The organism is Pseudomonas serbica, assembly GCF_028823535.1.
GTDB lineage: Bacteria > Pseudomonadota > Gammaproteobacteria > Pseudomonadales > Pseudomonadaceae > Aquipseudomonas > Aquipseudomonas serbica.
Genome location: NZ_JAQIYM010000003.1, coordinates 88918 through 113558, shown reverse-complemented (window position 1 = coordinate 113558; position 24641 = coordinate 88918). Strand labels below are relative to the sequence as shown.

Below are 24641 nucleotides of genomic sequence, written 5' to 3'. Positions count from 1 at the left end.
GTGAGGTGTTGCATGAGTGTCGAAACAACGGTCGTTGCGGCCAAGCCGGTCATCAATCTGCGCTTGTTCACCATCCGGATCATCACTGCCGTGTCACTGTTCGCGGTGCTGGGCAAGGCCAACGTCTGGCTCGATACCGCCACCAACAGCATCCTGGCCCTGGGTTATCGGGCCTTGTTGCTGCTGTTGCCGTTGACGTTGCTGGTGCTCGGTCGCCGCTCCCTGAGCGTTACCCTGCTGTGCGCCGCCCTCGGGCTGGTACTGCTGGCCATCACCAGTAACCAGGGCGTGGTGATGTTTGCCGCGGCGTTGTTTGCCTACGGTATTGCGATTGCAGGTTACCTGATCAAGAGCGAGGCGGCCCAGACCAAGGAGGGCGCCGCCTACAACCGCGTCGCCATGAACATGGGCAGCCTGCTGGCAGGGCTGATCCTGCTGTCGCCGCTGCTGACCCCGACCCTGTTCTTCCTGGGCGCCGCCGGTTTCGTCCTGTTGTGCCTGCCAATCGCCATGGGCGCGACCTTCACTTGCGACCCCGTGGTTGCCCGTCCCGCCAGCCAGGATGGCAGCGGCTGGCGCAACAAGCTGCCGTGGGTCATCGCCGGCGTCATCATGGGCATCAAGCTGTTCGGCGTGTTCTCGATCCTGCCCCAGGCGATCCTGCTGAAAACGGGCGAACTGCCGGCCTGGTACGGCCTGATGCTGATCCTCAACAGCGCCGTGGTGGTCTTTGCGCAAGTGCCGGTGATGAAGCTGATCGAGAGCACCGGGCGCTTTAAGGTGCTGACGGTGATCGGAATCATCGTCGGTGGTTTTGTGGTGCTGTCTTCACCTGCCGCGTTCCACGTCGACACCCTGGTCGGCGCGTTGATCTGGGTGGCGCTGCTGTCCATCGCCGAATGCGCTTTCAGCCACCTCGATTATTTCTCGGTCAAGCAGAACAACATGTTCGTCAAGGAAGTGTCCCTGGGCGTCGGCGCAGGGTTGACCGTGTTGATCATGCGGGTCGCGCCACCGCCCTACAACGCCTTGGTGCTGGCTGCCATCGGCGCTGGCGGGATCCTGGTCTGGTACTGGCTCAACCGGCAATCCATTGCGTCGTTGCACGACTGAGTCATCGCTGTTTCGGTTTTCACTTTGCAAGTCGGGGGTTTTATGAATACGACTTCATGCGTAGTAGTGGTGGGGTACAACGGCAGTCGGGTTCACGATATCCAGAAGCTGCGCGATCTGTGCAAGTCGCTGTACAGCGCCAGGCTGATCCTGTTGGTCGAGCAGGTCCAGCCCTATGACGATCAGGTGGCGGATCACGTCTGCAGCACTTCACTGGCCGAACAGGACGTCGCGGCCTCCCTCGAACTGGTGGTGGGGTGCCTGAAGGCCGATCGCTGGAAGCTGATCGGCGTGCTGCCGTTTTCCGACCGTGGCGTGCTGCTCGGCGCGGCGCTGGCCAGTCATTTCGGCTTGCCCGGTATTTCACCTGCCGAGGCTCGGGCGGGGTTGGACAAACAGATTTTCCGCCAGCTCGAAGCGACGGCCACCACGGCCCCTGAAGATTACCGGCCAGTGCATTCCAGCCGTATCGACAGCCTGCCGGAGCTGCGCCAGCGCGTGGTCGAACTGGGTGGCAAGGCGTTCATCAAGCCTGCCTGCGAGGGTGCCAGTCGAGGCTGCCGGGTCATCCGTCACCCGTCCGAATGCGACGATGCGTGGCAAGCGCTCAAGCCCTATCGCGAGGGCGGCATCGTGCTCGAAGAACTGATCCAGAACGCCCGGGAGTACAGCTGGGATCATGTTGCCGGAAGCACCTGGATCACCGAAAAAACCACCACCGAAGGGGCCTACCGCGCTGAGATCCAGCAAGTGGTGCCCGCACCGTTGGCGCCTGAGGTGCAGGCTCGACTAAAAGCTGCCGGCCAGCACATGGCCGGGTTGGTTTCCCAGGACAACGGCGCCTGGCACAACGAAGTGTTCTACAGGGCCAACCATCGCACCTCGGCCGTTGAAACCAACATGCGCCCCGGTGGCATGCACATCTGGGACCTGGCACGCCAGGCCTTCGTCGATTTCGACCCATGGGAGCGTTGGGTGCGCTGGGCCGTGGAGGGCCAGGTCGATAGCCGCGAGCCAGTGCCTCGCGGCTACTGCGGCATACGCCTGCTGCGGGCGAGCACGGGCGGCATCCTGCGTGATGTTCCGGACATCCAGGCCCTGGCCCGCTCGCTGGGCATCGAGTTGGTGGAGGCGGTGGTGAGCAAGCGCATCGGCGATTCGGTCAGCGCGCTGGTGAAAGACAACTTCTCGTTCATCGGCCACATCGTGTTGTTCAACGAAGACTATGCACAGCTCAGCCATGACCTGCTGCGCCTGGCCGAGGCCGTTGAGTCGAGCATCGGGATCACCAGCCTGGCGCCGCCTGCACGGATGCTGTGTTGAGTGTCAAAGGGCGATGTTTTTTGCAGTATTGATCAAGAGGTTGGGTAAATGATTGAGCACATGAGCTGTGATGAACGCTTCATCGCGCTGGCGAAGGAATTCGACTACGACATCTACGGCGAAAACAGCGTAGGAGGGCATTACGCTCCGCTGATCCGCCACCACGACGAGTTGCATGTCAGCGGCATGGTGCCGCGGGTTAACGGCAAGATCCAATACCCCGGGCGGGTCGGCCTGGACCTCGACATGGCGGATGCCCAAGCGGCCGCCAGCCTCTGCGCGATGCGCGGCCTGGCCTTGATCGTCGATGCCATCGGTTCGCTGGACAAGATCAAGTCGCTGATCAGGGTCTCGGTGTATGTGAAATCCACGGCGGACTTTGTCGACCTCAGCGAAGTGGCCAACGGCGCCTCGGATGTGTTCAGTCATGTGCTCGGCGATGCCGGCAAACATACTCGCACGACGGTCGGTGTTTATCAGTTGCCAAAGAATGCGGCAGTCGAAGTGGACATGATCGTGGCGTTGCGACCTTCTGCGTTATAAGTATGAGTTGTTCGGCTTTACAGCGATTAAATGTTCGCCTAAGGTCGGATGACTCAACTCGGCAGAATAAGTTGGAACCCGAACATGAATGACGTTCAAGGTGCGTTTTTTTCATATAAAGACTTTCGTCAAAGTCTGGTTCAGCAACCGATAAAACCGCGGGTGTGGAAGGATATTGAACTAACGGGTATGCGCAAAAGCCTCGAGGCCAGCGACGTCGATATTGTCGCGCTGGCCCACGACAGCAGCCTCGACGGATGCTCTTTGACCCCCGGAATGGCCGTGTCCATGCAATGGTTGATACCCGGCGCGGAACTCAACGGCCATGACCATGCATGGTGGCACCTGTTCATCATCCAGAGCGGCAACGGCACCTTGACCCTGGGCGATGCCGAGCCAGTGAGCGTCGGCGCCGGTGACGTGCTGCTGGTGCCGGCCTGGACCCGCCACGGCTTTGTCAACACCGGCGCCGCCGAGCCGCTGGCCATGCTCAACATCAGCAATATGCCCCAAGCGCTGCTGCTCGCCAATTTCAACGACAATGTTGGCCTGATCCCCCGCCAGCTGTAATTCCCCCTCCGTTACCCTCCAGGGAGTCCGCGTTCGCGGGCTCCCTTTTTTCTTTTCTGCCGTGCCCCCCATGTTCCGTGGCAGTTTGCATTTTTCGAATTTCTGTATCGATGCAAACGGATAATTTCTGTATCTGTTCAGCGCCTAAGCAACTTACTACGATCGCCTGGAATGCAACGGATTTATGTGTTTAGTTCAGGGGAAGGTTCTATGGAAAGCAACAGGATTAAACTTTATGTGGGCGCGGATTTTGTCAGCGCGTTTGCGATGTCGGCGTTTGTGGCGCTCAAGGAGAAACAACTTTCATTTGAAATTGTCACCGTTGATTTGAAGGGGCGGGAGAACTATCTGGATAAATACCGTGATATGTCCCTGACCTGCAAGATTCCCGCGTTAGTTCACGCAGGCTTTGCACTGTCGGAATCTTCCGCCATCGCCGAATACCTGGAGGAACTCGCCCCGGGGCATACAAGACTCTTCCCGCAAGACATCCAGCAGCGCGCCAGGGCCCGTCAACTTCAGGCTTGGTTGCGCAGTGATTTGCTGGTCGTGCGCAAGGAGCGTCCGTTCGACCTGGTGTACTTCTGCAAAAAACTCGCGCCGCTCTCCGAGGATGCCAGGGCCGCGGTCGAACGCCTGTTCTTCGTCGCCGACCGCTTGCTGGAGGAGGGCGCTGAACACCTCTTCGGCGACTGGAGCATTGCCGACACTGACCTGGCGATCATGCTCAACCGCCTGGTCGCCCAGGGCGATCAAGTCCCGGCGCGGCTCGCGGCCTATGTGCGCCGCCAGTGGGATCGCGACAGCGTCCGCGCATGGATGGACATAGAGCGCATAGCGCCGGCCATCGTGTAGCAATTGTCAGGGCAATCACCAGGAGCGCTGCCATGCAAGGACTGTCGGAGCACGAACGCTACAAACCCTATAACGCCCGGACCATTCGCGACACACCGTATTGGCACAAGCTGACGCCTGCGTTGCAGGAAGCCATGACGGTCGTGGCCCGGGTCATGCCGTTTCGCACCAACGAATACGTGCTGGGCACGCTGATCGACTGGAACAACATCCCGGACGATCCGATTTTCCGCATGACCTTTCCCCACAAGGACATGTTGTTGGCGCAGGAATATGCCTCGCTCAAGCAACTGATCGAAGAGGATGACGCCGCTGCAATCAAGCGGCGGATCGAGGCGATCTGGCTGCGCATGAACCCCCATCCGGCCGGGCAGCTGACGCACAACGGCGTGACCCTCGACGGCAAGGTCCTGCCGGGCATCCAGCACAAGTACCGCGAAACCGTGCTGTTTTTCCCCGGTGCCGGGCAGACCTGTCACGCCTACTGCACCTTCTGTTTTCGCTGGGCGCAGTTCATCGGCGAGGAAGAGCTCAAGTTCAACGCCCGGGAATCCCAAGAGCTGGTCAGCTACCTGAAGGTGCACACCGACGTCACGGATGTGCTGATAACCGGGGGCGACCCGATGATCATGAACACCCGCTCGCTGGCGGGGTACATCGAGCCGCTCCTGGATCTGCCGCACATCCAGAACATCCGCATCGGCACCAAGTCGGTGGCGTATTGGCCGCAACGGTTTGTCACCGACAAGGATGCGCCCGAGCTGCTGGCGCTGTTCCGGCAGATCGTCGCGGCGGGCAAGAACCTCTCGATCATGGGCCACTACAACCACCCGGTGGAGATCCGCCCGGCCATCGCCCGTCAAGCCATCGAGTGCATTCGTTCCACGGGCGCGACCCTGCGCATGCAGGCACCGGTGATCCGCCATATCAACGAAAACCCCGCCGATTGGGCAACCCTCTGGACCGAAGGCGTACGGCTCGGCGCGGTGCCTTATTACATGTTCGTCGAGCGCGACACCGGCCCCAGCCACTACTTTGCGATGCCGCTGGCCCGGGCGTTCGAGATTTTCCAGGCGGCGTACCGCACGGTGTCGGGGCTGGCGCGCACGGTGCGCGGGCCGTCCATGAGCACCTTCTACGGCAAGGTATTGATCAACGGCATCGAGACCGTCGCCGGGGAAAAAGTCTTCGTGTTGCAGTTCCTCCAGGCCCGTGACCCGTCGTGGGTACTGCGCACCTTCTATGCGTGCTTCGACCCGCAGGCGACCTGGTTCGATGAGCTGCGCCCGGCCTTCGGCGAGCGGGCTTTTTTCTTTCAGACCGAGGCAGAGCTGTTGCTGGAACCTGCGCCGCAGTTGATACCGGTCCTGCTGCAAACGGCGTAGGACGACGCTTAATTACTGGGGAGACAAGGACATGAGCGGTATCCCGTTTGATCAGCGCGAAGGATGGATATGGCTCGACGGCGAGTTCGTCGAGTGGTCCCAGGCGCGCCTGCATGTGCTGAGCCACGGCCTGCATTACGCAAGCACCGTGTATGAGGGCGAGCGCGTGTACAACGGCAAGATCTTCAAGCTGCGCGAACACACTGAGCGGCTGTATCGCTCGGCGCAGCTGATGGATTTTGCCATTCCCTTCGACCCCGCCGAGCTGGAAGCGGCGAGCCTTCAATTGCTGCGACGAAACCAGGTGGGCGACGGCTATGTGCGCCCGGTGGCCTGGCGCGGCAGCGAGATGATTTCCACCTCGGCGCGTTTCAATCGCGTGCATGTAGCGATCGCCTGCTGGCAATGGCCGAGCTATTTCGACCCGGCGGCGCGCATGGCCGGCATCCGCTTGAAGACCGCCACCTGGCGCCGGCCGCCGCCGAGCAGCAGCCCCTTCGAAGCCAAGGCGTCGGGGCATTACCAGATCGCCACCTTGAGCAAGCATGACGCGGAAAACAACGGCTATCACGATGCCTTGATGCTCGACTGGCGCGGCCACGTTGCCGAAGCCACCAGCGCCAACGTGTTCTTCGCCAAGGGGCGGACCTTGCATACGCCAGTGCCGGATTGCTTCCTCGACGGCATCACCCGCCAGACCGTCATCGAGCTGGCCCGGGCGCTGGATTACCAAGTCATCGAGCGCACCATCCTGCCCACGGAACTGGGCGATTTCGACGAGTGTTTTCTCACCGGCACCGCCGCCGAAATCACCCCGGTACAAAGCATCGATGAACAGTGCTACCGACCGGGCAACGCCTGCAGTGAATTGATCGCCGCCTACACCTCAACCGTCAACGCCTGATAAACCGCCAGGAAACTCACCATGTCAGACCAAGGGATTGTTGCGTCCACACCTTATGTTTCGCTGGGCCATCGCCATGAAGAATTGTTCCGTCGTGGCTGGACGGTGCTGACCCCGGGGGAATTTGCCCACGATGTCACAGGCACACTGCACGAATTCGGCCCGGTCATTCCGCAGTTCAATGGCCAGGTGGCGTTCGCCATCACCCGCAAGCCGGGCTACGAGGACTTGCCGTACTCTCAGAGCATGAACGGCATCGGCCCGCACACCGAAGCGCCGGTGTACGGCCCGCCGCCGCGTTACCTGGCGCTGCATTGCCATCAACAGGCGACTTGCGGTGGCGGGCATACGGGGCTGGTGGACGGCTATGAGTTCTTGAAGTCGCTGGAGCGAACCGAGCCGGAACTGCGCGAGTGGCTCGATGACACGCCGGTGGAGTTCGTCGCCACCGCCAAGCCCGGCGAGCCTGCGCAAACCCGGGTCAGGGAATACATCCTGACGCCCACCGAGGACGGCGATATTTTCCGCTTCAGCTACAACCAGTTTCACTACGGTGATGTGAACCCGTCGAAGGAAGCCTTGCAGCAATCGCAAGTGGCCAACAGCACCGCGCCGCTGGCAAGATTTGCCACGCTGGGTGAGGCGTACTTTCTCGAACACAACGTCCCGGTGCTGATTCCCGACGGGTGCCTGCTGATTTGGGACAACTGGCGGATGATTCATGCCCGCAGTCGATACACTGACCCGGCGCGCAACCTGACCCGCTATTGGCTGGCCTGATTTTTCCGTCGCCCTTCTTTTTTCCGCGTACCCCAAGGGGGTAGGCGTTCTACAGGTATCGCGTCATGCAAACAGCAATCGAGATCGCCCAGGTCGATCACCAACTGATCGTGCGGCTCAATCAGGCCTGGACCAAACGCGCCGGGGTGTGTTCGCCGGACAAGGCCCAGGTCAATGAAGTGTTCGACCCGGCACGCCCGGATTATCCGCAGGGCATGGTGCCGTTTTTCCACCACCCGAAGTTCCAGGTTTTGAGCGACGAGCTCAAGAACAAAGTGGTGACCTGGGGCTGGATCGGCTACAACCTGCGCACCGTCACCGCCGAGGAGCACGTGGTGAACCCGGCGCTGAGCGTCATCGCCAATCAGTACCTGGGCAAGGACGACTGGCATTTTCGCGAGGCGATGCAGCAAACCCTGATCGACGAGCACTACCACACGCTCATGCACCTGCGGGCCATCGAGCGGACCAAGCTGGACCGCGCCCTCGACCAGGACCTGGATCTGCCGCCCTCAGTAACTTACCTGCGCCTCAAGGCCCTGCGTGAGGAACTGCCGGAGCAATGGCAGCGGGACCTGGCGGCGATCACCTTCGCGGTGGTGGCCGAGATCAGCGTCAATGCCTACCTCGACCTGCTGGCGGACGACCCGACCATCCAGCCGCAAAACCGCCGCGTGGCCGAACTGCACAATCGCGACGAGTACGCCCACAGCAAAGTGCTGGCCGAAGTGGCCAAGGTCATGTACGCCAACATGCAGCCCGAGCAGCGGATATTTTTTGCCCGCAACCTGTCGGTGGCCCTGAGTGCCTTCATCGCACAGGACTACTCGATGTGGGAGGCGATCCTCACGCAGCTCGGGGTCGAGGAGGCCGGTTCGATCATTGCCGACACCCGCGAGAGCAACAAAAACGCGACGATCATGCGTGACTACAGTGGCCTGCATAAGCTGGCGCAGGACCTGGGCATCAGCGAGCAGATCGACTTCGATTTCCGCCCGACCCTCAAAGCCACCGCAGCCGCCTGAACCCGGAGGTGACCATGTCCATTCCCCTGTACGAAGTGTTCGCCATCCGCGTCGGCGCCAACGCGCAGCGCACCGCTCGGGAGAACTTTCTCTACGATGCGTGCTGCGGCGATCCGAACGCGCCGATGCCACTGGATTACTACTTCTGGGTGATTCGCAACGAGCACCAGGTGATCGTGGTCGACACCTGTTTTCAACCGGCCACGGCACAGCGGCGCAACCGTGAAATGTATCGCCTGCCGGAAGATTCCCTGCGGCAGCTGGACATCGACCCGGCGCAGGTCGAGCACCTGATCCTCACGCACCTGCACTGGGATCATGCCGGCAACCTTGGGTTGTTTCCCAAGGCCACGGTGCATGTGCAGGAAGCGGAGCTGCGCTTCTGCACCGGGCCGAAGATGGCCCATCACACGGTGAACAAGACCTACGAGGTCGAGGATGTGATGTCGGCGCTGCCGCCGTTGTTCGAGGGGCGCATGCGTTTGCACAACGGCACGGTCGAGGTGCTGCCGGGCGTGACACTGCACGCGGTGGGTGGGCACACGCCGGGCAGCCAGGTGGTGCGGGTGCACACCGAACGGGGCTGGATCGTCCTGGCCTCGGACGCGGCGCACCTGTGGATAAATATTCGCCAGCGCAGCCCGTTTCCGATCATCGACGACCTGGCGCAAAGCCTGGAAGCCTTCAGCGAGATCAATCGCCTGGCCGACAGCGAAGACCACGTCATCCCCGGCCACGACCCGCTGATCGCCGAGCATTTCCCGCATTGGAATGATGACCCGCATATCATCTGCCTGCACCAAAATCCCTATAACCCGAACCCCTTGTAGGCGCTGTGTCAGGCACCTCGATGCTGGATGTGCTGACACACCGCAAACCTGTAGGAGCTGGCTTGCCAGCGAAGGCGGTGTGTCAGGCGCCCCGATGCTGGATGTGCTGACGCTTTCGCTGGCAAGCCAGCTCCTACAGGGGGTGTTTTCATCCCTGGTTTTTGAGGAGCCGCGCCAGGGTTTGCAACGCCTCATCGATCCTCGGTGAATACGGCGCTCCGCAGCCTATGCGCATGAAGTGATGGAACCGCCGGGTGTTGGAAAAGATATCCCCAGGTGAAATCTGGATGCCGACGTTCAACGCGTCATGAAACAGCGCCATGGACGAATGCTGCGCCGGCAACTCCACCCACAGCAAAGTCCCGCCCCGGGGGGTGGTCACCTGGGTACCCTCAGGAAAGTGGCGCATGATCGCTGCACTCATTTGCTGGCGCTGCTGGGTCAGGGTGTTTCTCAAGCGCCGCAGGTAGCGTTCATAGGACGGCGTGCCCATGAACACGCTGACCGCCAGTTGCGACAGCTTCTCGCAGCCACGGGTCTGGGTGTGCTTGAGCATTTCCACGCGGTCGTGCCATTTTCCGGCGCTGATCCAGCCCAGGCGCAGGCCCGGGGCCAGGGTTTTGTTCAGCGAAGCGCAATAGATCACGCTGTCGGTGCGGTCCCAGTGCTTGAGGGTGGACAGCGGTTGCTCGGTGTCCACCAGGTCGCCGTAGGTGTCGTCCTCGATCAGCACCGTATCGTGCTCGGCGCAGAGTTTCACCAGCCGGGCCTTGTGGCTGTCGGGCATGATGCTGCCCAGCGGATTGTGCAGGTTGGGCATGACGATCAGCGCCTTGATGGGCTCCGGCCCGTGCAGTAGCTGTTCAAGGGCCGGGAGATGGATTCCCGCGTGGGCCGAGGCCGGGACTTCCAGCACCCGCAGGTTGAGGCTTTCGAGAATTTGCAGCAGGCCGTAGAAAGTCGGCGACTCAACGGCCACGGTATCGCCGGGGCGGGTCACGGCGCGCAAGGCCAGGTTGATCGCTTCGGTGGCGCCGTGGGTGATCACGATGCGTTCGGCGCTCAGGTGGGTCTTGGCGGTCAGCATCCGCCGGGCCAGGACATTGCGCAGGACACTGTGGCCGCTGGTCGCACTGGTGGTATCGAACAGATGCGGGTCCTGGCGCAGCGCCTTGATCATGTTGTCCTGCAGGACTTTCAGCGGATAGAGCGGCGGGGCGCAGTAGGCACTGGCGAAGTTGACCTTGACCGTCGCGCGCTGACTGGCCTTGAGCACCGCTGACACTTGCTCATGGATGCCGACATAGACGCCCGTATCCAGCGGCGGGGGCAGGGCGATCGGTAGGGGTTTGGTTGGCGTGTCGGGCTGGCGGATGTAATTGCCCGAGCGCGGTCGGGCTTCCAGCACACCGTAGTCCTCAAGCTCGCGGCAGACCTGCACGGCGGTGGACAGGCTGACGGCGTGTTTTTCCATCATCAGGCGGATCGAGGGCAGGCGCTCGCCAGTCTTCAGGGTGCCGCTGCGGATTGCGTCCAGGTAGTGGTTGGCCAACTGACGGTACAGGGGAAGCGTGTTCATGATGACCTCAGCAGTCGCACCACTGAGGTCTTGGGCTGGAAAGTGAGTTGACGCTCCCCGCAGGCGGACCCGTGGTGCAGATGGGTGAAGGGAAGTGTTTGTCTGGCCTTGATACTGGAACACTAAACGCGGTTTTGCTGGAATCGCGGGCAATAAAAAGCCCCGCACGTTGGCGGGGCTCCGGGGAAGCGCTGGCGGGTATTACTGGGCGGCGATGCTATAGCCGTCGAAGGCGGTCTGCTGTTGCAGGGCGGTGATGATGTTCTTGCGGTTGACCGCTTGCTCGGCGCCCTGGTTGTCCAGGAACGTCTCGCTTTGCAGCTCGGCCTCGTCGCCGTCGCCGACGAAGGTGAAACCGAGGAACTCCAGGGCTTCACGATCCACGTTCAGGCGCGAGCGCGGGGTGCGCATCGGCAAGGTGACGCTGATGCCGTCCTTGCTGATGGTGAACACTTCGACTTCTTTCTTCGCCTTGGCGGCCTTGCTCTTGCCGCCGCTTGGGTTGCTGATGGCCTGGTGGGTCTGGTTCAGCACCTTCAGGGCCAGGCCGTAGACGATTTCCTGGAACGCCGGATCATCCTTGAAGCTGGAGAGGATGCGGCTGATCGGGAACTTGCTGCTCAAGTCTTCGAGGGCGGCGATATCGGCGGCCTCGGCGTCCTTGAGTTGCTTGAGCTGGCCCATCAGTTCGTAGGCCTTGTCGTCGTCGAAGCTGTCGTGGGCCTGGCGGATCGCGGCGCGCAGCTCGCGGATCTGCTCGCTTTCGCGGGTGGACTGGAAGGCGTCCAGGACCATCTCGCTGATGGTCTTGGCCTGGGGTACGTGCTGTGAAAGATTGATGGAGTTTTCGTATTCCGCTTTGGACGACAGGGTGACTACGGATTCAGCGGTGTTGGAATCTGACATTGAAATTTCACTACTTCGTTGAACTTGAATAGGGGCGAAAAAGCCCGGGGGCTTTTTCAGGCCGCCTAATCTATTGGACCGGGGCAGCATTGTCACGACCGAACAGGCCAACGGACAAAATCATAACCCATACCCCTTGCAGGAGCTGGCTTGCCAGCGAAGGCGTCCTTGAACATTGCGCCTGTCTTGCAGACGCCTTCGCCGGCAAGCCGGCTCCTACAGGTTTAGTGGGTGTATGCAAAATCTGTAGGCAACACAAAACCTTGTAGGAGCTGGCTTGCCAGCGATGCAGGCGCCTCGGTCTGTCAGGCCTGCCCCGGTGAATTGAGGTTCATCGACCGCACTGCCAGTGCCGATGCGGTCTGCTCATCGACAGGCAACGAAAACCTGAACGTCGCCCCTCGCCCCGGCACATCGATCAACTGAATCTCAAGCCCATGCAACTGCAGGATGCGGTGCACAATCCGCAGCCCCAACCCGCCATCACGCCGTGCGCCACCAATATTGAACGGCCGCAAAAACAACCCTTCGCGTAATTCCGGAGCAATTCCCGGCCCGGTGTCGCTGACCGTCACTTCAATGAACGCCCCCTGCGGACGCAACCCCAGTTCGATTTCGCCCCCAGGCGGGGTATGGCGCAAAGCGTTGTCGAACAGGTTGGTCAGCACCCGTTCGATCAACCCCAGGTCAGCGCAGGCCGCAGACACGTTGGGGGCGAAGGTGGCTTTCAATTCGACCTGGCGCGCCTCGGCGGTCAGTTCGAATTTCTGGAAAATATCCTGGGCCAGGTCGGTCAGGGAGAAGCGCTCCAGCACCGGTTGCACGAAGCCGTGTTCCAGCCGCACCAGTTCCAGCAACGACTGCGCCAGGCCGCCGACCTTGCGGCTTTGATCCAGGGCGATGCCCAGGTAGCGACGACGCTCTTCGGGTGACAGCGTGGCGTCCTTGAGCGACAGGGTTTCCAGATAACCATGCAGCGACGCCAGCGGCGTGCGCAGGTCGTGGGAGATGTTCGCCACCAGTTCGCGACGCTCCTGGTCCTGGCGGGTCAGGGAACGCCATTGCTCGCCCAGGCGCGCCTGCATTTGCCGGAACGTGGCGTCGAGTATGGCGATCTCATCATGGCTGGCGGTTTTGTCCACAGTGACGGGCAGGGTCGGCGAGACCGGGACGCCGTCGATGTCGAACTGGCTGACGGTGTCGGTCAGGCGGCGCAAGGGCCGGGTGATCAGCGCGAACGCGGCGAGACCGGCAATCAGGCACAGCAGCGCTACCAGGCCGATCGACAGCAGGGCGGTATTGAGGGCTGCGCTGGTAGCGCCGCGCTCGGCCAGGCGATCGTGGTCTTCACCCAGCAGCACCACGTAGAGATAACCGACCGCCTTGCCGTCGACCTTCAACGGTGCGGCGCTGAACACCTTGCGCCCATCGACACTGCGCGGATCGTCACCGGCAATCGGCAGGGCGTCACCCCGCAGCAGGCGCTGGATCGGCGCCAGGTCGACGCGCTCGCGGCGGATCCGGCCTTCGGGCGCGGCACTGCCGACAATCTTGCCCTGGGTGTCGAGCAGGTACACCTCGACACTGGGGTTGACCTGCATCAGCTTGCTGAACAGGTCGCGCACGGCATTGGGCATCAGGCCCTGGGTGTCCATCAGCACCGTGTCACTGGCGATGTGCTGCGCCAGATCCCGGGATAGCCCTTGCACCACTTCCTGCTCATGCATCTGGTTGGAGCGCACCTGCAGCCACGCCGACGTGCCGCAGCACACCAGCAGCAGCGCGGCGAACACCAGGGACAGGCGCTGCGTCAGGGTCAGCCTCATGGCTGCGCTTCCTCCCCGGTGGCGAATTTATAGCCGCGGCCCCAGACCGTGAGGATGCGCACCGGTTGCGCCGGGTCGGCCTCGATCTTGGCGCGCAGGCGATTGATGTGGGTGTTGACGGTGTGTTCGTAGCCTTCGTGGCTGTAGCCCCAGACGGCGTTGAGCAGGTCCATGCGCGAAAACACCTTGCCCGGCTGGCGGGCGAAAAAGTACAGCAGGTCGAACTCCCGGGGCGTAAGGTCCAGGCGCCGGCCGTCGAGGGATACCTCGCGGGTGATCGGGTCGATGGCCAGGCCGTCGGTGAGCAGGCTGCCGGCGTCCATCTTCAGGTTGCGTGCCATGGCCTCCACCCGGCGCAGCAACGCCTTGACCCGGGCCACCAGTTCGAGCATGGAAAACGGCTTGGCCAGGTAATCGTCGGCACCCAGTTCCAGGCCGAGAATCCGGTGCACTTCACTGGAGCGCGCACTGGTGATGATGATCGGCGTGTAGCGGGCCATGGCGCGGGCGCGGCGGCAGATCTCCAGGCCGTCGACACCAGGCAGCATCAGGTCGAGGATCAGCGCATCCCAGTTGCCCTGTTGCAGCAGGCGCATGCCTTCAGTGCCATCGGCGCTGTGCACCACCTCGAACTGCTCGTCACGCAGGTGCAGGCAGATAAGGTCGGCGATATGCAGGTCATCCTCGACCACGAGGACGCGTTTGGTCTGTTCCATCCAGCTCAATCCTTCGGCGCGATGAGCGCATTGTGCGGGTTTTTCACGGCCCGAGTTATCACGAATTGTTTAACTTCCCGTGAGGATTTGGCGATCAAGCCAAGACTAGGCTGTGCTTCATCAAAGAGCCCTGGATTTTCTGGAGACAGCCATGTTTTCACCACGCATTTCACGCCGGCAATTTCTCTTCGCCAGCGGCGGGCTGGGTGTTGCAGCCCTGGCGATCGGCCTGTTGCCGAAATTCTCCATGGGCACAGCGCTGATCAGCGACGCCAGCGCCGCCGAGGCCTTCGAAGTGACCCACAGTGACAGCGAATGGCACGCCATATTGAGCGACGAGCAGTACGAAATCCTCCGCGAAGAAGGCACCGAACGAGCCTACAGCAGCCCGCTGAACAACGAGCACCGCGACGGCACGTTCGCCTGCGCCGGGTGCCAATTGCCGCTGTTCTCTTCGGCGACCAAGTTCGACAGCCACACCGGCTGGCCGAGTTTCTGGGCACCGCTGGACAAGGCCGTGGCCACCCGTCAGGACCGTTCCTACGGGATGCTGCGCGAAGAGGTGCACTGCCGGCGTTGCGGCGGGCATTTGGGCCATGTCTTCGACGATGGGCCGAAACCCACCGGCCTGCGCTATTGCATGAACGGTCTGGCGCTGAAGTTCGAGCCCGGGACTGTCTGAATTTCCCTGCATCCCTCTGGAGTCTGTGACATGAAGAGCTTGTTCACCTGGCGCCGCACCCTGTTGGGGCTGGCCGCCGCCGGCATCATCGGCCAATGCTCGGCGTTTTCCTTTGGCGGGGCTGAAGAGGCAGTGCTGCTACCGCCACCGACCCTCGACGAAACCACCCAGGCCCGTAGCGAAACCGCCATATTCGCCGGGGGCTGTTTCTGGGGCGTCCAAGGGGTGTTCCAGCACGTCAAGGGCGTGAAAAATGCCGTCTCCGGTTACGCCGGTGGTGGCGCCAATACGGCGCAGTACGAAAGCGTCAGCGGTGGCGATACCGGGCATGCGGAATCGGTGGAGGTGACCTTCGACCCGAGCCAGGTCAGCTATGGCACCTTGCTGCAGATCTACTTTTCCGTGGCGCACAACCCGACCGAACTCAACCGCCAGGGCCCCGACACCGGCACCCAGTACCGCTCGGCGATTTTTACCAAGAGCAGCGAACAGCAACGGGTCGCCCAGGCCTACATTGCCCAACTCGACGCGGCGCATGCGTTCGACAAGCCGATAGTGACCAAGCTGGAAAGCTACAACGGGTTTTACCCGGCGGAAGAAGAACACCAGGACTTCCTCACCGAGCACCCGACCTATCCCTACATCGTGATCAACGACTTGCCGAAGGTGGCGCAGCTCAAACAGCTGTACCCGGATCGTTATCAGGACAAACCGGTGCTGGTGAAGGCGGGGATGTAGGCCGCTAAGGCCGTTGTCCGCAGATCCCCCACATCTGCAGGGCGAAGTCGACGAAACGTCGCAGTTTCGGCAAGCGGTAGCGATCCTGGGCATACATCAGGTTCATCGGCCGGCTCGGCGGGGTGAACCCGGGCATCAAGCTCAGCAGCTTGCCGTCCTGGATATCTTGCTCGACCAGGACATCGGGCAACATCACGATGCCCATGCCGGTTCGCGCCGCCTGGTGCAGTCCGGCCGAACTGTTGATCAGCATCGGCCCGCTGACTGCCACCGAGACTTCGCCTTCGGGGCCGGCCAGGCGCCATTCCTTTTCCACCGAGTGCCAGTCATCCCCGGCCGGATAGGCGAAGGACAGGCAATCGTGGTGGCGCAGGTCTTGCGGTTTCTGTGGCGCGCCGCGCCGGGCCACGTACGCCGGGGATGCGCACATGGTCAGGGTGTAGTTGATGAGCGGGCGGGCAATCAGGGTGGTCGACTCCAGGGCACCCAGGCGAAAGGCCACGTCCAGACCGTGTTCGAGCATGTCCGGACGACGGTTGGTGAGCATCACGTCGAGTTTTACCCGCGGGTAGAGCAGGGCAAATTCGCTCAGGGCCGGCGCCAGTTTTTCCGTGCCGAAGGTCAGGGGCGCCGAGATGCGCAGGGTGCCGCTGGGTTCATCCACCGCTTGCTCGGCCAGCCGTTCGGAATCTGCCACCAACCCCAACACTTCGAGGCAGCGCTGGTAATACGCGGTGCCAAATTCGGTCAGCCGCTGGCGCCGGGTGGTGCGGTTGAGCAGGCGCACGCCGAGGCGCTGCTCGAGGGCCTTGAGGTGATTGCCGACCATGGTCGTGGACATTTTGCACTGCGCAGCGGCGCCGGTCATGCTGCCGGCCTCTACCACTTTGACGTACACGGTCATTGCCTGGAACAGATCCATTATCAAGCTCGACTTTAAAATGATTGAAGTATTTCAGTATTTATCCAGTTCAGGTGGCTAACCATACTGCAAAAACAACGACCCTTGATGGAGCCTGATGCCATGACCGCCGCCTGCCTGATGAGCACTTACCAACCCTTGGCCCTGAGTTTCAACAAGGGCCTGGGCACGCGCCTGTGGGACCAGGCCGGTCGTGAGTACCTGGATGCGGTGGCCGGGGTGGCGGTGACCAACGTCGGCCACTCGCACCCGAAAATCGTCGCGGCCATCAGCGAACAGGCCGGCCTGTTGCTGCACACCTCCAACCTCTACAGCATCGACTGGCAGCAACAGCTGGCGCGCAAGCTGACCGGTCTTGCCGGCATGGACCGGGCGTTCTTCAACAACTCCGGGGCCGAGGCCAACGAAACGGCACTGAAAATCGCCCGGCTGCATGGCTGGAGCAAAGGCATCGAGCAACCCTTGGTGGTGGTCATGCACAACGCTTTCCATGGCCGCACCCTCGGCACCCTGTCTGCCAGTGATGGCCCAGCGGTGCGCCTGGGCTTCAACAAATTGCCCGGGGATTTCATCAAGGTGCCCTTCGGCGACCTCAAGGCGCTGAACCAGGTGCAGCAGGCGCACGGCGCGCGCATCGTGGCAATCCTGATGGAGCCGATCCAGGGCGAAGGCGGCGTGCAATTGGCGCCACCGGGTTACCTGAAAGCCGTGCGCGAACTGTGCAACCAGCGCGCCTGGTTGTTGATGCTCGATGAAATCCAGACCGGCATCGGCCGTACCGGGCGGTGGTTCGCGTTCCAGCACGAAGGCATCGTCCCGGACGTCATGACCCTGGCCAAAGGCCTGGGCAACGGCGTACCGATCGGCGCCTGCCTGGCCCGTGGCAAAGCCGCCGAACTCTTTACTCCCGGCAGCCACGGCAGCACTTTCGGCGGCAACCCGCTGGCCTGCCGGGTCGGTTGCACGGTGCTGGACATCATCGAGGAACAAGGCCTGCTGGAAAACGCCCGGCGCCAGGGCGAACGCCTGTTGGCCAGGTTGCACATGGAATTGGCCGACAACCCGAATGTCCTGGCGATCCGCGGCCAAGGCCTGATGATCGGCATCGAACTCAAGCAACCGATCCGCGACCTGAGCCTGATCGCCGCCAGGGATCATGCGCTGCTGATCAACGTGACGCGGGGGCAGACCATTCGTTTGTTGCCGCCTTTGACGATTGATGAGCGGGAGGTGGAGATGATTGTCAGGGGGGTGAGTCAGGTGCTGAATACAGCCGGGTAACCAGCGCTGCCATTTGTGCCCGATCCGTCAGCCGGATTTTCGTACCGGGAAATCCTTCGAACAACTGCCGATGGGCCGCATAGCCGCTGGACCCGTCACGCTGACGATAGCTACCCGCCCACTCCATCAGGGCAATCAGGCGTTCATCGTCGTTGACTTCACGCTGGCGGATATTGGCCACGCAAACCTCGTCGGCAACGCTCAACCAGATCAGCGCAGTCGTGCGGGGCAGGAGTTCGCGGGCGATCCAGCCATACACGCCTTCGATCACCCAGCGTTCTTGCCCGGCCGCGATTCGGGCCATGGCCAGGGCTTCGCCGCGGGCGCGCGGGATGCTGTGTTCGTCGGACAGCCAGTGAAGGCGGTCGAGATCGGTCCAGGGCACCTGCAATCGCTCGGCCAGCCGCTGGGCCAGCCAGCTCTTGCCGGAGCCGGAGTTGCCGATGATCAGGGTTCGGGTTAAATCCATGAGCGACACCGATCAAACTGTGGGAGCGAGCCTGCTCGCGAAAGCGGTGTATCAACTAGCAGATATGTTGAATGTTAGATCGCTATCGCGAGCAAGCTTGCTCTTACAGGTTTCAGTCCAGCCCTTCAGTCTCAGGCGCCACCATCCGCGTCTTCGGCGCGCCATTGGCGTTGTGCTGGAAAATATCCCGTGGCTGCCCTTGTTCATTGAAGTACACCTGGCCGATCCCCGCCGAATTCCACAGCCGTTCACCCGCTTCAGCATGCTCCGGAACGTGCGGCACGATGCGCATGCGCCGACGCTTGGTCAGCCAGTTCAGCGGCGAGCGCGGGGAGTACAGCCAGCGGTTGAGGCGGTCGAACCACTCCAGCAGGGCCGGCGGGAATTCGTTCTTGATGCCGCTGCTGGTGATTTGCCAGATGCGCGGGCCGGCCTTGCGGTGGCGGATCAGCACTTCGTAGACGAAGGAGTAATGCACATCGCCCGACAGCACCACGTAGTTACCCGGCGTGCGCGAGTGGCGGAAAATGTTCAGGATCACCTGGGCCGCGCCGCGATGGGCCATCCAGTTCTCGGCGTCCACCAGCAGTGGATAACCCAGCCAGCTGAACACCCGTTGCACGGTTTCAATCAGCTTGACGCCGAAGATCGGCGCCGGCGAAACGATGATCGCCGAGGGATGATCAAGCAGTTCCTGCTGCAGTTCGCTGAGAGCTTCCCAGTCCAGCAGGCCCGACGGTTGCTTGAGGTTCATCTCGCTGCGCCAGCGCCGCGTGCGGGTATCGAGCACCACCATGGCCGGCGTGGTGGGCAGCACGTAGTGCCAGTGCTGGAAGCGCAGCAGCTCATCGATCAGCGCGTCCTGGACATCGCTGTCCAGGTAATGGTCATCGCCGGTGGCGCTGAGCGAACGGGTTTTTTCCAGCACATCGACGAACGCATCCGGATTGTTGCCCCAGCCCTGGCACAGCATGTAGGCCAGCAGCGCATTGCCGATGATGCGCCGGGAAAACGGATGGCCGTAGGCCGTTTCCTCCCATTGCGCGGAAAGATTCCAGTCGTCGGTGATGTCGTGGTCATCGAAGATCATCAGCGTCGGCACGTGTGCCAGCGCTCGCGCGACCTTGTCCAGGCCAGCCTTGAACGCGTCGATGCGCGTCTGTTCCAGGGCATAACGCTCGCGGCGTTCCTTGATCAGTTTCGGCGGTTTTGGCGCGATCAAGGTCCAGGGCGTCGGCGACCAGACCAGCAGGTACATGGCCATGACTTCGGCGAAGGTCACCAGGTGGTTGTCGGCACTGCTGCTGGTGAAAATCGGCTTGCGCGCCCCCCCGAAAAAGCGCTCGCGCAGGGTTTCGTTGCTTTGCAGCGCCGGTAGCAGATCCGCGCGGTGGTAATAACAGGCGGCGTGTCCGTACAGCTCGGCGCTGTCGCTGACCACGGCGCCGGCCAGATGCTCACCGAACAACCCCAGCCGCTCGATCAAGGCATGGATCGCCCGCAGGGTCGGCCCGGCGACATCGTCGGCGTAGACCTGATCGCCGCTCATCATCAGCAGCGCCGGACGTTCGCTGGCCAGGTGGTCTTGCGCCAATAGCCTGTCGACGCACAGCAGGCCGTCGGTCGCCGGGTGATGGGGTTTGCGGCAGGAACCATGCAGCAACTGCTCGATGCGCGCACGCAGGACGAAGTTCGGCGCAGTTGCATCGCCGTACAACAGATGCGGCGCCCAAGTGGCGATGCCCGTGCCGTCATCGATCAGCAGGTCGTACTCGATCAACTCATCGCAGGGCAGGGCGGCGTCCAGCGCCACATCGATCAGGTGCACAAAAGCATGGGTACCCACGGCAACAACCGTGCATTGCCCGGCATCGAGGCGAATATCGCCCACGCCCTGCACCCGCAGCGTCAGCTCCAACGCCCGCGAACCCACCAGCCACAGCACCAGCCGCGTCGGCTCCAGGCGCCGCAACATTGGGCCTGCCAGCACCGCTGGCAGTGTTTGAAGGTCGTCAGGCAAAGGCAGAGTGTCAGGCATCCGGGGGCAGGGCTCTTGGGGGCGCGGGGCAGCGATGATAACGCAGGTGGGCGCTGCTGCCCTTGTGTACTGACAGACTCAAATGCGTGCGCAGGCTAAAGTGAGTCATTCATGCTATATGCAGGCATTCGCGAAGAAGAGGGTAAACATGAACAGAATCATCCTGCCAGCGCTGGTTATCCTGCTGACCGCGCAATCCCCGGCGTACGCCATCAACGACAAATACCGCAAGCAACTCGAGCAATCCGGCTGCACCCAGGTCAGCGAGACCCAGGGCTGTGATATCCACAAGAGCAAAGTGGAAAACGCCAAGGCCGGCTTCACCAACCCCGCCGCGGACAGCACGACGACCCAGACCCCGTATGCCGGGCAGTGGGTGGCCAAAAGCGATGCAGGCGCGACAGTCGCCACCATCCGCATCGATTCCAAGGAGCAGGTCTGGGTGAACGGCAAACAGGTTGACGCCAAACGCACCGATGGCACCCTGCAATTTCACCAGGGCAAGCTTACCTTCACGATTCAGGGTGATCGACGGCTGACGGGCGAGGATTACTGGACAGACAGTGATGCGGGGACCAAGGGGCCGATTGAGATTGAGTGAGCAGACAGGAGCTCGAGAACGACGCATACCACGTGTGGGAGCGAGCCTGCTCGCGAAGGCGTCGGCACATTCAGCAATGATGTGACTGACACACCCCTTTCGCGAGCAGGCTCGCTCCCACAGGGGATTGTGGTGAATTTGAGGGATCTTCAGCGCATAAAAAGGGCCTGCAAATGCAGGCCCTTTTTACTTTCCCGAACATACATCTTCGGATAAGGGCTACAGCCCTACCGGAAGCATCTGACTTACACCCGCTGGCATTTCGACTCTCATAAACACGCACTGAAACAGCGTGAATAACAATAAAAAGAGGTCACCCGAAATGAGCGAGCCATCAAGCCCTGTGCGTATAGCAGTCGTGCAATTCGATCCACAAGTCGGCATCGAAAATTGCGATGCGAATCTGTGTCGTAGCCTGGAACTGGCGCTGGAGGCGGTCACCGGCGGTGCGAACCTTATTGTGCTGCCTGAGCTATGCAGCACCGGTTATTTCTTCAGCAATCGGCAGGATGCTTTTGAACATGCGCAGTTGATACCCGGCGGGCCAAGCGCGCAACTCTGGATCGACTTTGCCTCCAAACACAGCGTCTACATCGTGGCCGGCCTGGCCGAGCGCGACGGCATGCGGCTCTTCAACACCTCAATACTCGTTGGCCCTGACGGTTTCATCGGCAAATATCGAAAAGCCCATTTGTGGAATTTGGAGAAACTCTGGTTCACACCGGGCGATCTTGGTTTTCCGGTTTTTGATACGCCCATTGGCCGCATCGGGATGTTGATTTGTTGGGACATCTGGTTCCCGGAGGTACCGCGCATCCTGAGTCAGCAAGGCGCCGACATCATTTGCAGCGTCAATAACTGGGTCTGGACGCCTCCGCCGCTGTTCGATGAAGCCGGCAAGTGCATGGCGTCGTACCTGACGATGACGGCGGCACACGTCAACAATGTGTTTATCGCCGCTGCCAGCCGGATTGGTGAGGAGCGAGGTGCCCGCTACCTCGGCTGCTCGCTGATTGCCGGGACCAATGGCTGGCCGATTGGCGCCGTAGCATCGGCAGACCAGCAGGAAATCCTGTTTGCCGATATCGACCTGACCAGCTCCCGCAGCGCCCTCATCTGGAACAACCTGAACGATCTGCATCGTGATCGTCGAGCCGATCTCTACGATCAAATGCTCGGCTACACCCAGCACCCATCTCTCCCACGTTGATAAGGGGGACCTGACCCATGGAAACCACAACCGATAAAAACCGGTTTGCCACCAGATCGCTTTTTGATGTGGCGGTCATCCTGCTGATGATCGGCGCGACACTGCTGATTGTCTGGCTTTCATTCACCAATCGTTCGTTCTGGTCCGCCCATTGGCCGAGTTACAGCGACATGGTGTCGAGCCTTCCCCAGCCGAGTGCCTGGTTACGTTGGCTGCTCGGCGACATCAGCGAGGTGGCATTCTACAAACACGAGTTCGCCTCGATCGGACTGTTGGCGGGCGCCTATCTCGCTTACTGGGCGAATCGAACGGGGAGAACCTGGCAAGGCTTCAGCATTTCCTATGGCACGGGGCTATGGCCGTGGCTGATCACCAGTTCGCTGCTCGGGTTGCTGCTGAGTAACGTGCTGTGGGGCTGGACGGTGACCGCCACCAGTTGGCAGCCGACATTTGCCGCGTTCGTGTCGCTGCCAGCGGCGATGGTGCTGATGTTTGGCGGTGGCTGGAAGGTCACGATCAACGGCGCGATCATGGGCGCCGTACTCGTCACGCCCATGTGCCTGCTGATCGTCAATTACCTGTGTAACCCGTTGGGATTGCCGGCGGTGATCGGCAATGTCCTGGGCATGGCGGTCGCCAGCGTCGTGGCTTTTCTGCTGTGCCGCTACCGGCCCAGCTTGATGAAGTCCGAACAATCCGCGACACCACCCTCCAAGCCTCCCGCGCCCGCCACCAAGGCGCCCGACTACGGGGTGATCTGGAGCATGCGCCGGGTCTTGGCAGACTTTTCCGAAGCGCCATTTTTCGGCAATGAACTGGCCAGCCTCGGCTTGTTACTCGGGGTATTGCTCGCCTACAGCATGAACCCGATGAGCCCGGCGTACGGTTCAGGTCTGCTGCTGCACATCATCGCTGCACAAGCGCTGACCTCGGCCATCGGGGTGGTGATCTGGCGTCGGCAATGGATGTTGCGCGGCTGGTACCCCACTTACGTTCCTCTGGTGTCGGTGGTGCCTGCGGCGATTCTGACCCATGGCGGCAGTTGGCTGGTGATCGTTTCGAGTGCATTGCTGGGGGCATTGATCGCACCGCCTCTGGCCTGTGCGATTGCCAAGCGTTTGCCGGCCGACATGCATGCCTACATCGGCAATGTCCTGTCCATGGCCATCAGCACGTTGCTGATCGTGCCGCTGATCGGCGTCCTTATCGCGGGGTAAATGCCACCGACCTTTGGGCTGTACCCCGTCCTTAACCGGGTACAGCCACCTATCTTTACGAACACATGAGGTATCACATGGAACTGCCCAAACTCGCCATCGCGGCACTCGGCGGCACGGTGAGCATGCAAGCCAGGAATGCCGGCGAAGGCGTTATCCCGACCGTCAGCGGCGAGACTCAACTGGCGTCCGTACCGCATTTGGCGACGTTTGCCCAGGTGACCGTTGAAACCCTTGGACTGCTACCCAGCGCTTCACTGGATTTCGGATTTTTACTGACTGTATTGTCGTGGGCGCAACTTCAAATCAAGCAAGGCGCCGTGGGTGTCGTGTTGACCCAAGGCACCGACACACTCGAAGAAACGGCAACGTTTTTCGATTACCTTTGGCCCCACGACGCACCACTGGTGCTGACCGGTGCGATGCGCTCGGCAGCACAGCCAGGGGCCGAGGGACCGGCGAATCTGCTGGATGCATGCCACGTCGCCCTGGCCAGGAACAGCCAAAAGCGTGGTGTTCAGGTGGTGATGAACGGGGAGATTCATCAAGCGAGCAGCGTGCGTAAAACTGATTCGCTGGCGTTGCAGGCGTTTACCTCTCCGGTCGTGGGACCTGCAGGCCTGATAATGGAAGACCGCGTTCACTACCTGCGCGCGCCGGATCAGCGTAAGGTTTTGCCCCTGCCGCAATGGACAACACAGAAGGTTGCGATGTTGGAGGCATCCCTCTCGGCTGACACGCTGCTGCTGGAAAACATCCTTGCGCTCGGTTATGACGGGCTGGTGATAGCCGGTTTCGGCGCCGGACATGTCTCGCAGAGCTGGGCGACGGTGATTGAGCACATCGCCGAAAGAATCCCTGTCATCATCGCGACCCGCACCGGTTCCGGCTCTACCGCACAAGCCAGCTATGGTTTTAATGGCGGTGAGATGGATCTGATTCGCAAGGGTGCATCGATGGCGGGATTTCTATGTCCGCGTAAAGCCAGGATCTTGCTTTGGCTGTTGCTTGGCTGTCAGCGGCAACATGAGTTGTCGCTCTACCTGAAAAGTGAAAGCCGCATTCAAAATTGATACATGACCCTGTAGGAGCCGGCTTGCTGGCGATTGCGGACGTACAGTCGACACA

The 24641-nt window shown here is 61.4% G+C and carries 24 protein-coding genes; 17 read left to right on the top strand and 7 right to left on the bottom strand.

What is annotated here, in order from left to right; translation table 11 throughout:
* Window positions 1-12 precede the first annotated feature (12 nt).
* The 10 genes from NQL71_RS05460 to NQL71_RS05415 all read left to right on the top strand — a co-directional run bounded on the left by NQL71_RS05460 (window position 13) and on the right by NQL71_RS05415 (window position 9328).
* On the top strand, window positions 13-1113 hold the full coding sequence (locus tag NQL71_RS05460; protein ID WP_274642375.1) for an MFS transporter: 1101 nt from the start codon (window positions 13-15) through the stop codon (window positions 1111-1113).
* A gap of 42 nt (window positions 1114-1155) precedes the next feature.
* Window positions 1156-2436: an ATP-grasp domain-containing protein gene (locus NQL71_RS05455; protein ID WP_046820447.1), complete on the top strand. Its 1281-nt coding sequence runs from the start codon at window positions 1156-1158 to the stop codon at window positions 2434-2436.
* Window positions 2437-2484: 48 nt separating this feature from the next.
* The gene (locus NQL71_RS05450) at window positions 2485-2979 is read left to right on the top strand and encodes a RidA family protein (protein WP_046820446.1); all 495 of its coding nucleotides are present in this window, start codon (window positions 2485-2487) and stop codon (window positions 2977-2979) included.
* Between the two features lie 84 nt (window positions 2980-3063).
* The gene (locus NQL71_RS05445) at window positions 3064-3549 is read left to right on the top strand and encodes a cupin domain-containing protein (protein WP_166619670.1); all 486 of its coding nucleotides are present in this window, start codon (window positions 3064-3066) and stop codon (window positions 3547-3549) included.
* 210 nt (window positions 3550-3759) lie between these two features.
* The gene (gene yfcF / locus NQL71_RS05440; RefSeq protein ID WP_274642455.1) at window positions 3760-4404 is read left to right on the top strand and encodes a glutathione transferase; all 645 of its coding nucleotides are present in this window, start codon (window positions 3760-3762) and stop codon (window positions 4402-4404) included.
* 32 nt (window positions 4405-4436) lie between these two features.
* The gene (locus tag NQL71_RS05435; RefSeq protein WP_274642374.1) at window positions 4437-5789 is read left to right on the top strand and encodes a KamA family radical SAM protein; all 1353 of its coding nucleotides are present in this window, start codon (window positions 4437-4439) and stop codon (window positions 5787-5789) included.
* Window positions 5790-5820: 31 nt separating this feature from the next.
* Window positions 5821-6693: a branched-chain amino acid aminotransferase gene (locus NQL71_RS05430; protein WP_248687405.1), complete on the top strand. Its 873-nt coding sequence runs from the start codon at window positions 5821-5823 to the stop codon at window positions 6691-6693.
* Between the two features lie 21 nt (window positions 6694-6714).
* Window positions 6715-7473 carry a TauD/TfdA family dioxygenase gene (locus tag NQL71_RS05425; protein WP_248687406.1) on the top strand — a complete coding sequence of 253 codons (759 nt, stop codon included), beginning with the start codon at window positions 6715-6717 and terminating at the stop codon, window positions 7471-7473.
* Window positions 7474-7538: 65 nt separating this feature from the next.
* A complete protein-coding gene (locus NQL71_RS05420; protein WP_077182478.1) occupies window positions 7539-8498 on the top strand; it encodes a diiron oxygenase in 960 nt (319 codons plus the stop codon).
* 14 nt (window positions 8499-8512) lie between these two features.
* Window positions 8513-9328 (top strand): N-acyl homoserine lactonase family protein, encoded by an 816-nt coding sequence (locus tag NQL71_RS05415; RefSeq protein ID WP_274642373.1) that lies wholly within the window; start codon window positions 8513-8515, stop codon window positions 9326-9328.
* A 148-nt stretch (window positions 9329-9476) separates the two neighbouring features.
* On the opposite strand, the gene NQL71_RS05410 is transcribed toward NQL71_RS05415, so the two are convergent.
* From NQL71_RS05410 to NQL71_RS05395, 4 genes are all read right to left on the bottom strand, one after another.
* Entirely contained in the window at window positions 9477-10907 is a 1431-nt protein-coding gene (locus NQL71_RS05410; protein WP_274642372.1) for an aminotransferase-like domain-containing protein, read from the bottom strand.
* 201 nt (window positions 10908-11108) lie between these two features.
* Entirely contained in the window at window positions 11109-11813 is a 705-nt protein-coding gene (locus NQL71_RS05405) for a hypothetical protein (RefSeq protein WP_077182481.1), read from the bottom strand.
* Between the two features lie 305 nt (window positions 11814-12118).
* Window positions 12119-13639 carry a sensor histidine kinase gene (locus tag NQL71_RS05400; protein WP_274642371.1) on the bottom strand — a complete coding sequence of 507 codons (1521 nt, stop codon included), beginning with the start codon at window positions 13637-13639 and terminating at the stop codon, window positions 12119-12121.
* Window positions 13636-14355, bottom strand: coding sequence for a response regulator transcription factor (locus NQL71_RS05395; RefSeq protein WP_166619645.1), 720 nt, complete (start codon window positions 14353-14355; stop codon window positions 13636-13638). Before NQL71_RS05395 ends, NQL71_RS05400 begins: the two co-directional genes overlap by 4 nt.
* 151 nt (window positions 14356-14506) lie before the next feature.
* Between NQL71_RS05395 and msrB the strand changes: the two genes are divergently transcribed.
* Both msrB and msrA read left to right on the top strand, forming a co-directional pair.
* Window positions 14507-15037, top strand: coding sequence for a peptide-methionine (R)-S-oxide reductase MsrB (msrB, locus tag NQL71_RS05390; protein WP_077182488.1), 531 nt, complete (start codon window positions 14507-14509; stop codon window positions 15035-15037).
* Window positions 15038-15067: 30 nt separating this feature from the next.
* Complete coding sequence (gene msrA / locus NQL71_RS05385; RefSeq protein WP_046820424.1) at window positions 15068-15775, top strand: peptide-methionine (S)-S-oxide reductase MsrA; 708 nt, start codon at window positions 15068-15070, stop codon at window positions 15773-15775.
* 4 nt (window positions 15776-15779) lie between these two features.
* On the opposite strand, the gene NQL71_RS05380 is transcribed toward msrA, so the two are convergent.
* Complete coding sequence (locus tag NQL71_RS05380) at window positions 15780-16697, bottom strand: LysR family transcriptional regulator (protein WP_046820423.1); 918 nt, start codon at window positions 16695-16697, stop codon at window positions 15780-15782.
* A 102-nt stretch (window positions 16698-16799) separates the two neighbouring features.
* Here NQL71_RS05380 and NQL71_RS05375 point away from each other — a divergent pair, with 102 nt between their 5' ends.
* Entirely contained in the window at window positions 16800-17978 is a 1179-nt protein-coding gene (locus tag NQL71_RS05375) for an aspartate aminotransferase family protein (protein ID WP_166619643.1), read from the top strand.
* On the opposite strand, the gene NQL71_RS05370 is transcribed toward NQL71_RS05375, so the two are convergent.
* Entirely contained in the window at window positions 17941-18447 is a 507-nt protein-coding gene (locus NQL71_RS05370; RefSeq protein ID WP_274642370.1) for a P-loop NTPase family protein, read from the bottom strand. The genes NQL71_RS05375 and NQL71_RS05370 overlap by 38 nt on opposite strands.
* Window positions 18448-18559: 112 nt before the next feature.
* Window positions 18560-20485 carry an alkaline phosphatase D family protein gene (locus tag NQL71_RS05365; protein WP_274642369.1) on the bottom strand — a complete coding sequence of 642 codons (1926 nt, stop codon included), beginning with the start codon at window positions 20483-20485 and terminating at the stop codon, window positions 18560-18562.
* Between the two features lie 148 nt (window positions 20486-20633).
* On the opposite strand from NQL71_RS05365, the gene NQL71_RS05360 reads away from it, so the two are divergent.
* From NQL71_RS05360 to NQL71_RS05345, 4 genes are all read left to right on the top strand, one after another.
* On the top strand, window positions 20634-21086 hold the full coding sequence (locus NQL71_RS05360; protein WP_274642368.1) for a hypothetical protein: 453 nt from the start codon (window positions 20634-20636) through the stop codon (window positions 21084-21086).
* Window positions 21087-21408: 322 nt separating this feature from the next.
* Window positions 21409-22296, top strand: a complete 888-nt coding sequence (locus tag NQL71_RS05355; RefSeq protein WP_166619641.1) for a nitrilase family protein — start codon at window positions 21409-21411, stop codon at window positions 22294-22296.
* Window positions 22297-22313: 17 nt separating this feature from the next.
* Window positions 22314-23513, top strand: a complete 1200-nt coding sequence (locus NQL71_RS05350; RefSeq protein WP_077182492.1) for a threonine/serine exporter family protein — start codon at window positions 22314-22316, stop codon at window positions 23511-23513.
* 77 nt (window positions 23514-23590) lie between these two features.
* Window positions 23591-24586, top strand: coding sequence for an asparaginase (locus tag NQL71_RS05345; protein WP_248687420.1), 996 nt, complete (start codon window positions 23591-23593; stop codon window positions 24584-24586).
* Window positions 24587-24641 lie beyond the last annotated feature (55 nt).

Excerpts from the sequence above, each read along its gene's own strand:
- NQL71_RS05460 (WP_274642375.1), top strand. The coding sequence starts at position 13 with ATGAGTGTCGAAACAACGGTCGTTGCGGCCAAGCCGGTCATCAATCTG.
- NQL71_RS05370 (WP_274642370.1), bottom strand. The coding sequence starts at position 18,447 with ATGGATTTAACCCGAACCCTGATCATCGGCAACTCCGGCTCCGGCAAG.
- yfcF (WP_274642455.1), top strand. The coding sequence starts at position 3,760 with ATGGAAAGCAACAGGATTAAACTTTATGTGGGCGCGGATTTTGTCAGC.
- NQL71_RS05430 (WP_248687405.1), top strand. The coding sequence starts at position 5,821 with ATGAGCGGTATCCCGTTTGATCAGCGCGAAGGATGGATATGGCTCGAC.
- NQL71_RS05450 (WP_046820446.1), top strand. The coding sequence starts at position 2,485 with ATGATTGAGCACATGAGCTGTGATGAACGCTTCATCGCGCTGGCGAAG.
- NQL71_RS05345 (WP_248687420.1), top strand. The coding sequence starts at position 23,591 with ATGGAACTGCCCAAACTCGCCATCGCGGCACTCGGCGGCACGGTGAGC.
- NQL71_RS05435 (WP_274642374.1), top strand. The coding sequence starts at position 4,437 with ATGCAAGGACTGTCGGAGCACGAACGCTACAAACCCTATAACGCCCGG.
- msrA (WP_046820424.1), top strand. The coding sequence starts at position 15,068 with ATGAAGAGCTTGTTCACCTGGCGCCGCACCCTGTTGGGGCTGGCCGCC.
- NQL71_RS05360 (WP_274642368.1), top strand. The coding sequence starts at position 20,634 with ATGAACAGAATCATCCTGCCAGCGCTGGTTATCCTGCTGACCGCGCAA.
- NQL71_RS05410 (WP_274642372.1), bottom strand. The coding sequence starts at position 10,907 with ATGAACACGCTTCCCCTGTACCGTCAGTTGGCCAACCACTACCTGGAC.
- NQL71_RS05405 (WP_077182481.1), bottom strand. The coding sequence starts at position 11,813 with ATGTCAGATTCCAACACCGCTGAATCCGTAGTCACCCTGTCGTCCAAA.
- NQL71_RS05455 (WP_046820447.1), top strand. The coding sequence starts at position 1,156 with ATGAATACGACTTCATGCGTAGTAGTGGTGGGGTACAACGGCAGTCGG.
- NQL71_RS05350 (WP_077182492.1), top strand. The coding sequence starts at position 22,314 with ATGGAAACCACAACCGATAAAAACCGGTTTGCCACCAGATCGCTTTTT.
- NQL71_RS05355 (WP_166619641.1), top strand. The coding sequence starts at position 21,409 with ATGAGCGAGCCATCAAGCCCTGTGCGTATAGCAGTCGTGCAATTCGAT.
- NQL71_RS05400 (WP_274642371.1), bottom strand. The coding sequence starts at position 13,639 with ATGAGGCTGACCCTGACGCAGCGCCTGTCCCTGGTGTTCGCCGCGCTG.
- NQL71_RS05375 (WP_166619643.1), top strand. The coding sequence starts at position 16,800 with ATGACCGCCGCCTGCCTGATGAGCACTTACCAACCCTTGGCCCTGAGT.
- NQL71_RS05415 (WP_274642373.1), top strand. The coding sequence starts at position 8,513 with ATGTCCATTCCCCTGTACGAAGTGTTCGCCATCCGCGTCGGCGCCAAC.
- NQL71_RS05420 (WP_077182478.1), top strand. The coding sequence starts at position 7,539 with ATGCAAACAGCAATCGAGATCGCCCAGGTCGATCACCAACTGATCGTG.
- NQL71_RS05365 (WP_274642369.1), bottom strand. The coding sequence starts at position 20,485 with ATGCCTGACACTCTGCCTTTGCCTGACGACCTTCAAACACTGCCAGCG.
- msrB (WP_077182488.1), top strand. The coding sequence starts at position 14,507 with ATGTTTTCACCACGCATTTCACGCCGGCAATTTCTCTTCGCCAGCGGC.
- NQL71_RS05380 (WP_046820423.1), bottom strand. The coding sequence starts at position 16,697 with ATGGATCTGTTCCAGGCAATGACCGTGTACGTCAAAGTGGTAGAGGCC.
- NQL71_RS05445 (WP_166619670.1), top strand. The coding sequence starts at position 3,064 with ATGAATGACGTTCAAGGTGCGTTTTTTTCATATAAAGACTTTCGTCAA.
- NQL71_RS05395 (WP_166619645.1), bottom strand. The coding sequence starts at position 14,355 with ATGGAACAGACCAAACGCGTCCTCGTGGTCGAGGATGACCTGCATATC.
- NQL71_RS05425 (WP_248687406.1), top strand. The coding sequence starts at position 6,715 with ATGTCAGACCAAGGGATTGTTGCGTCCACACCTTATGTTTCGCTGGGC.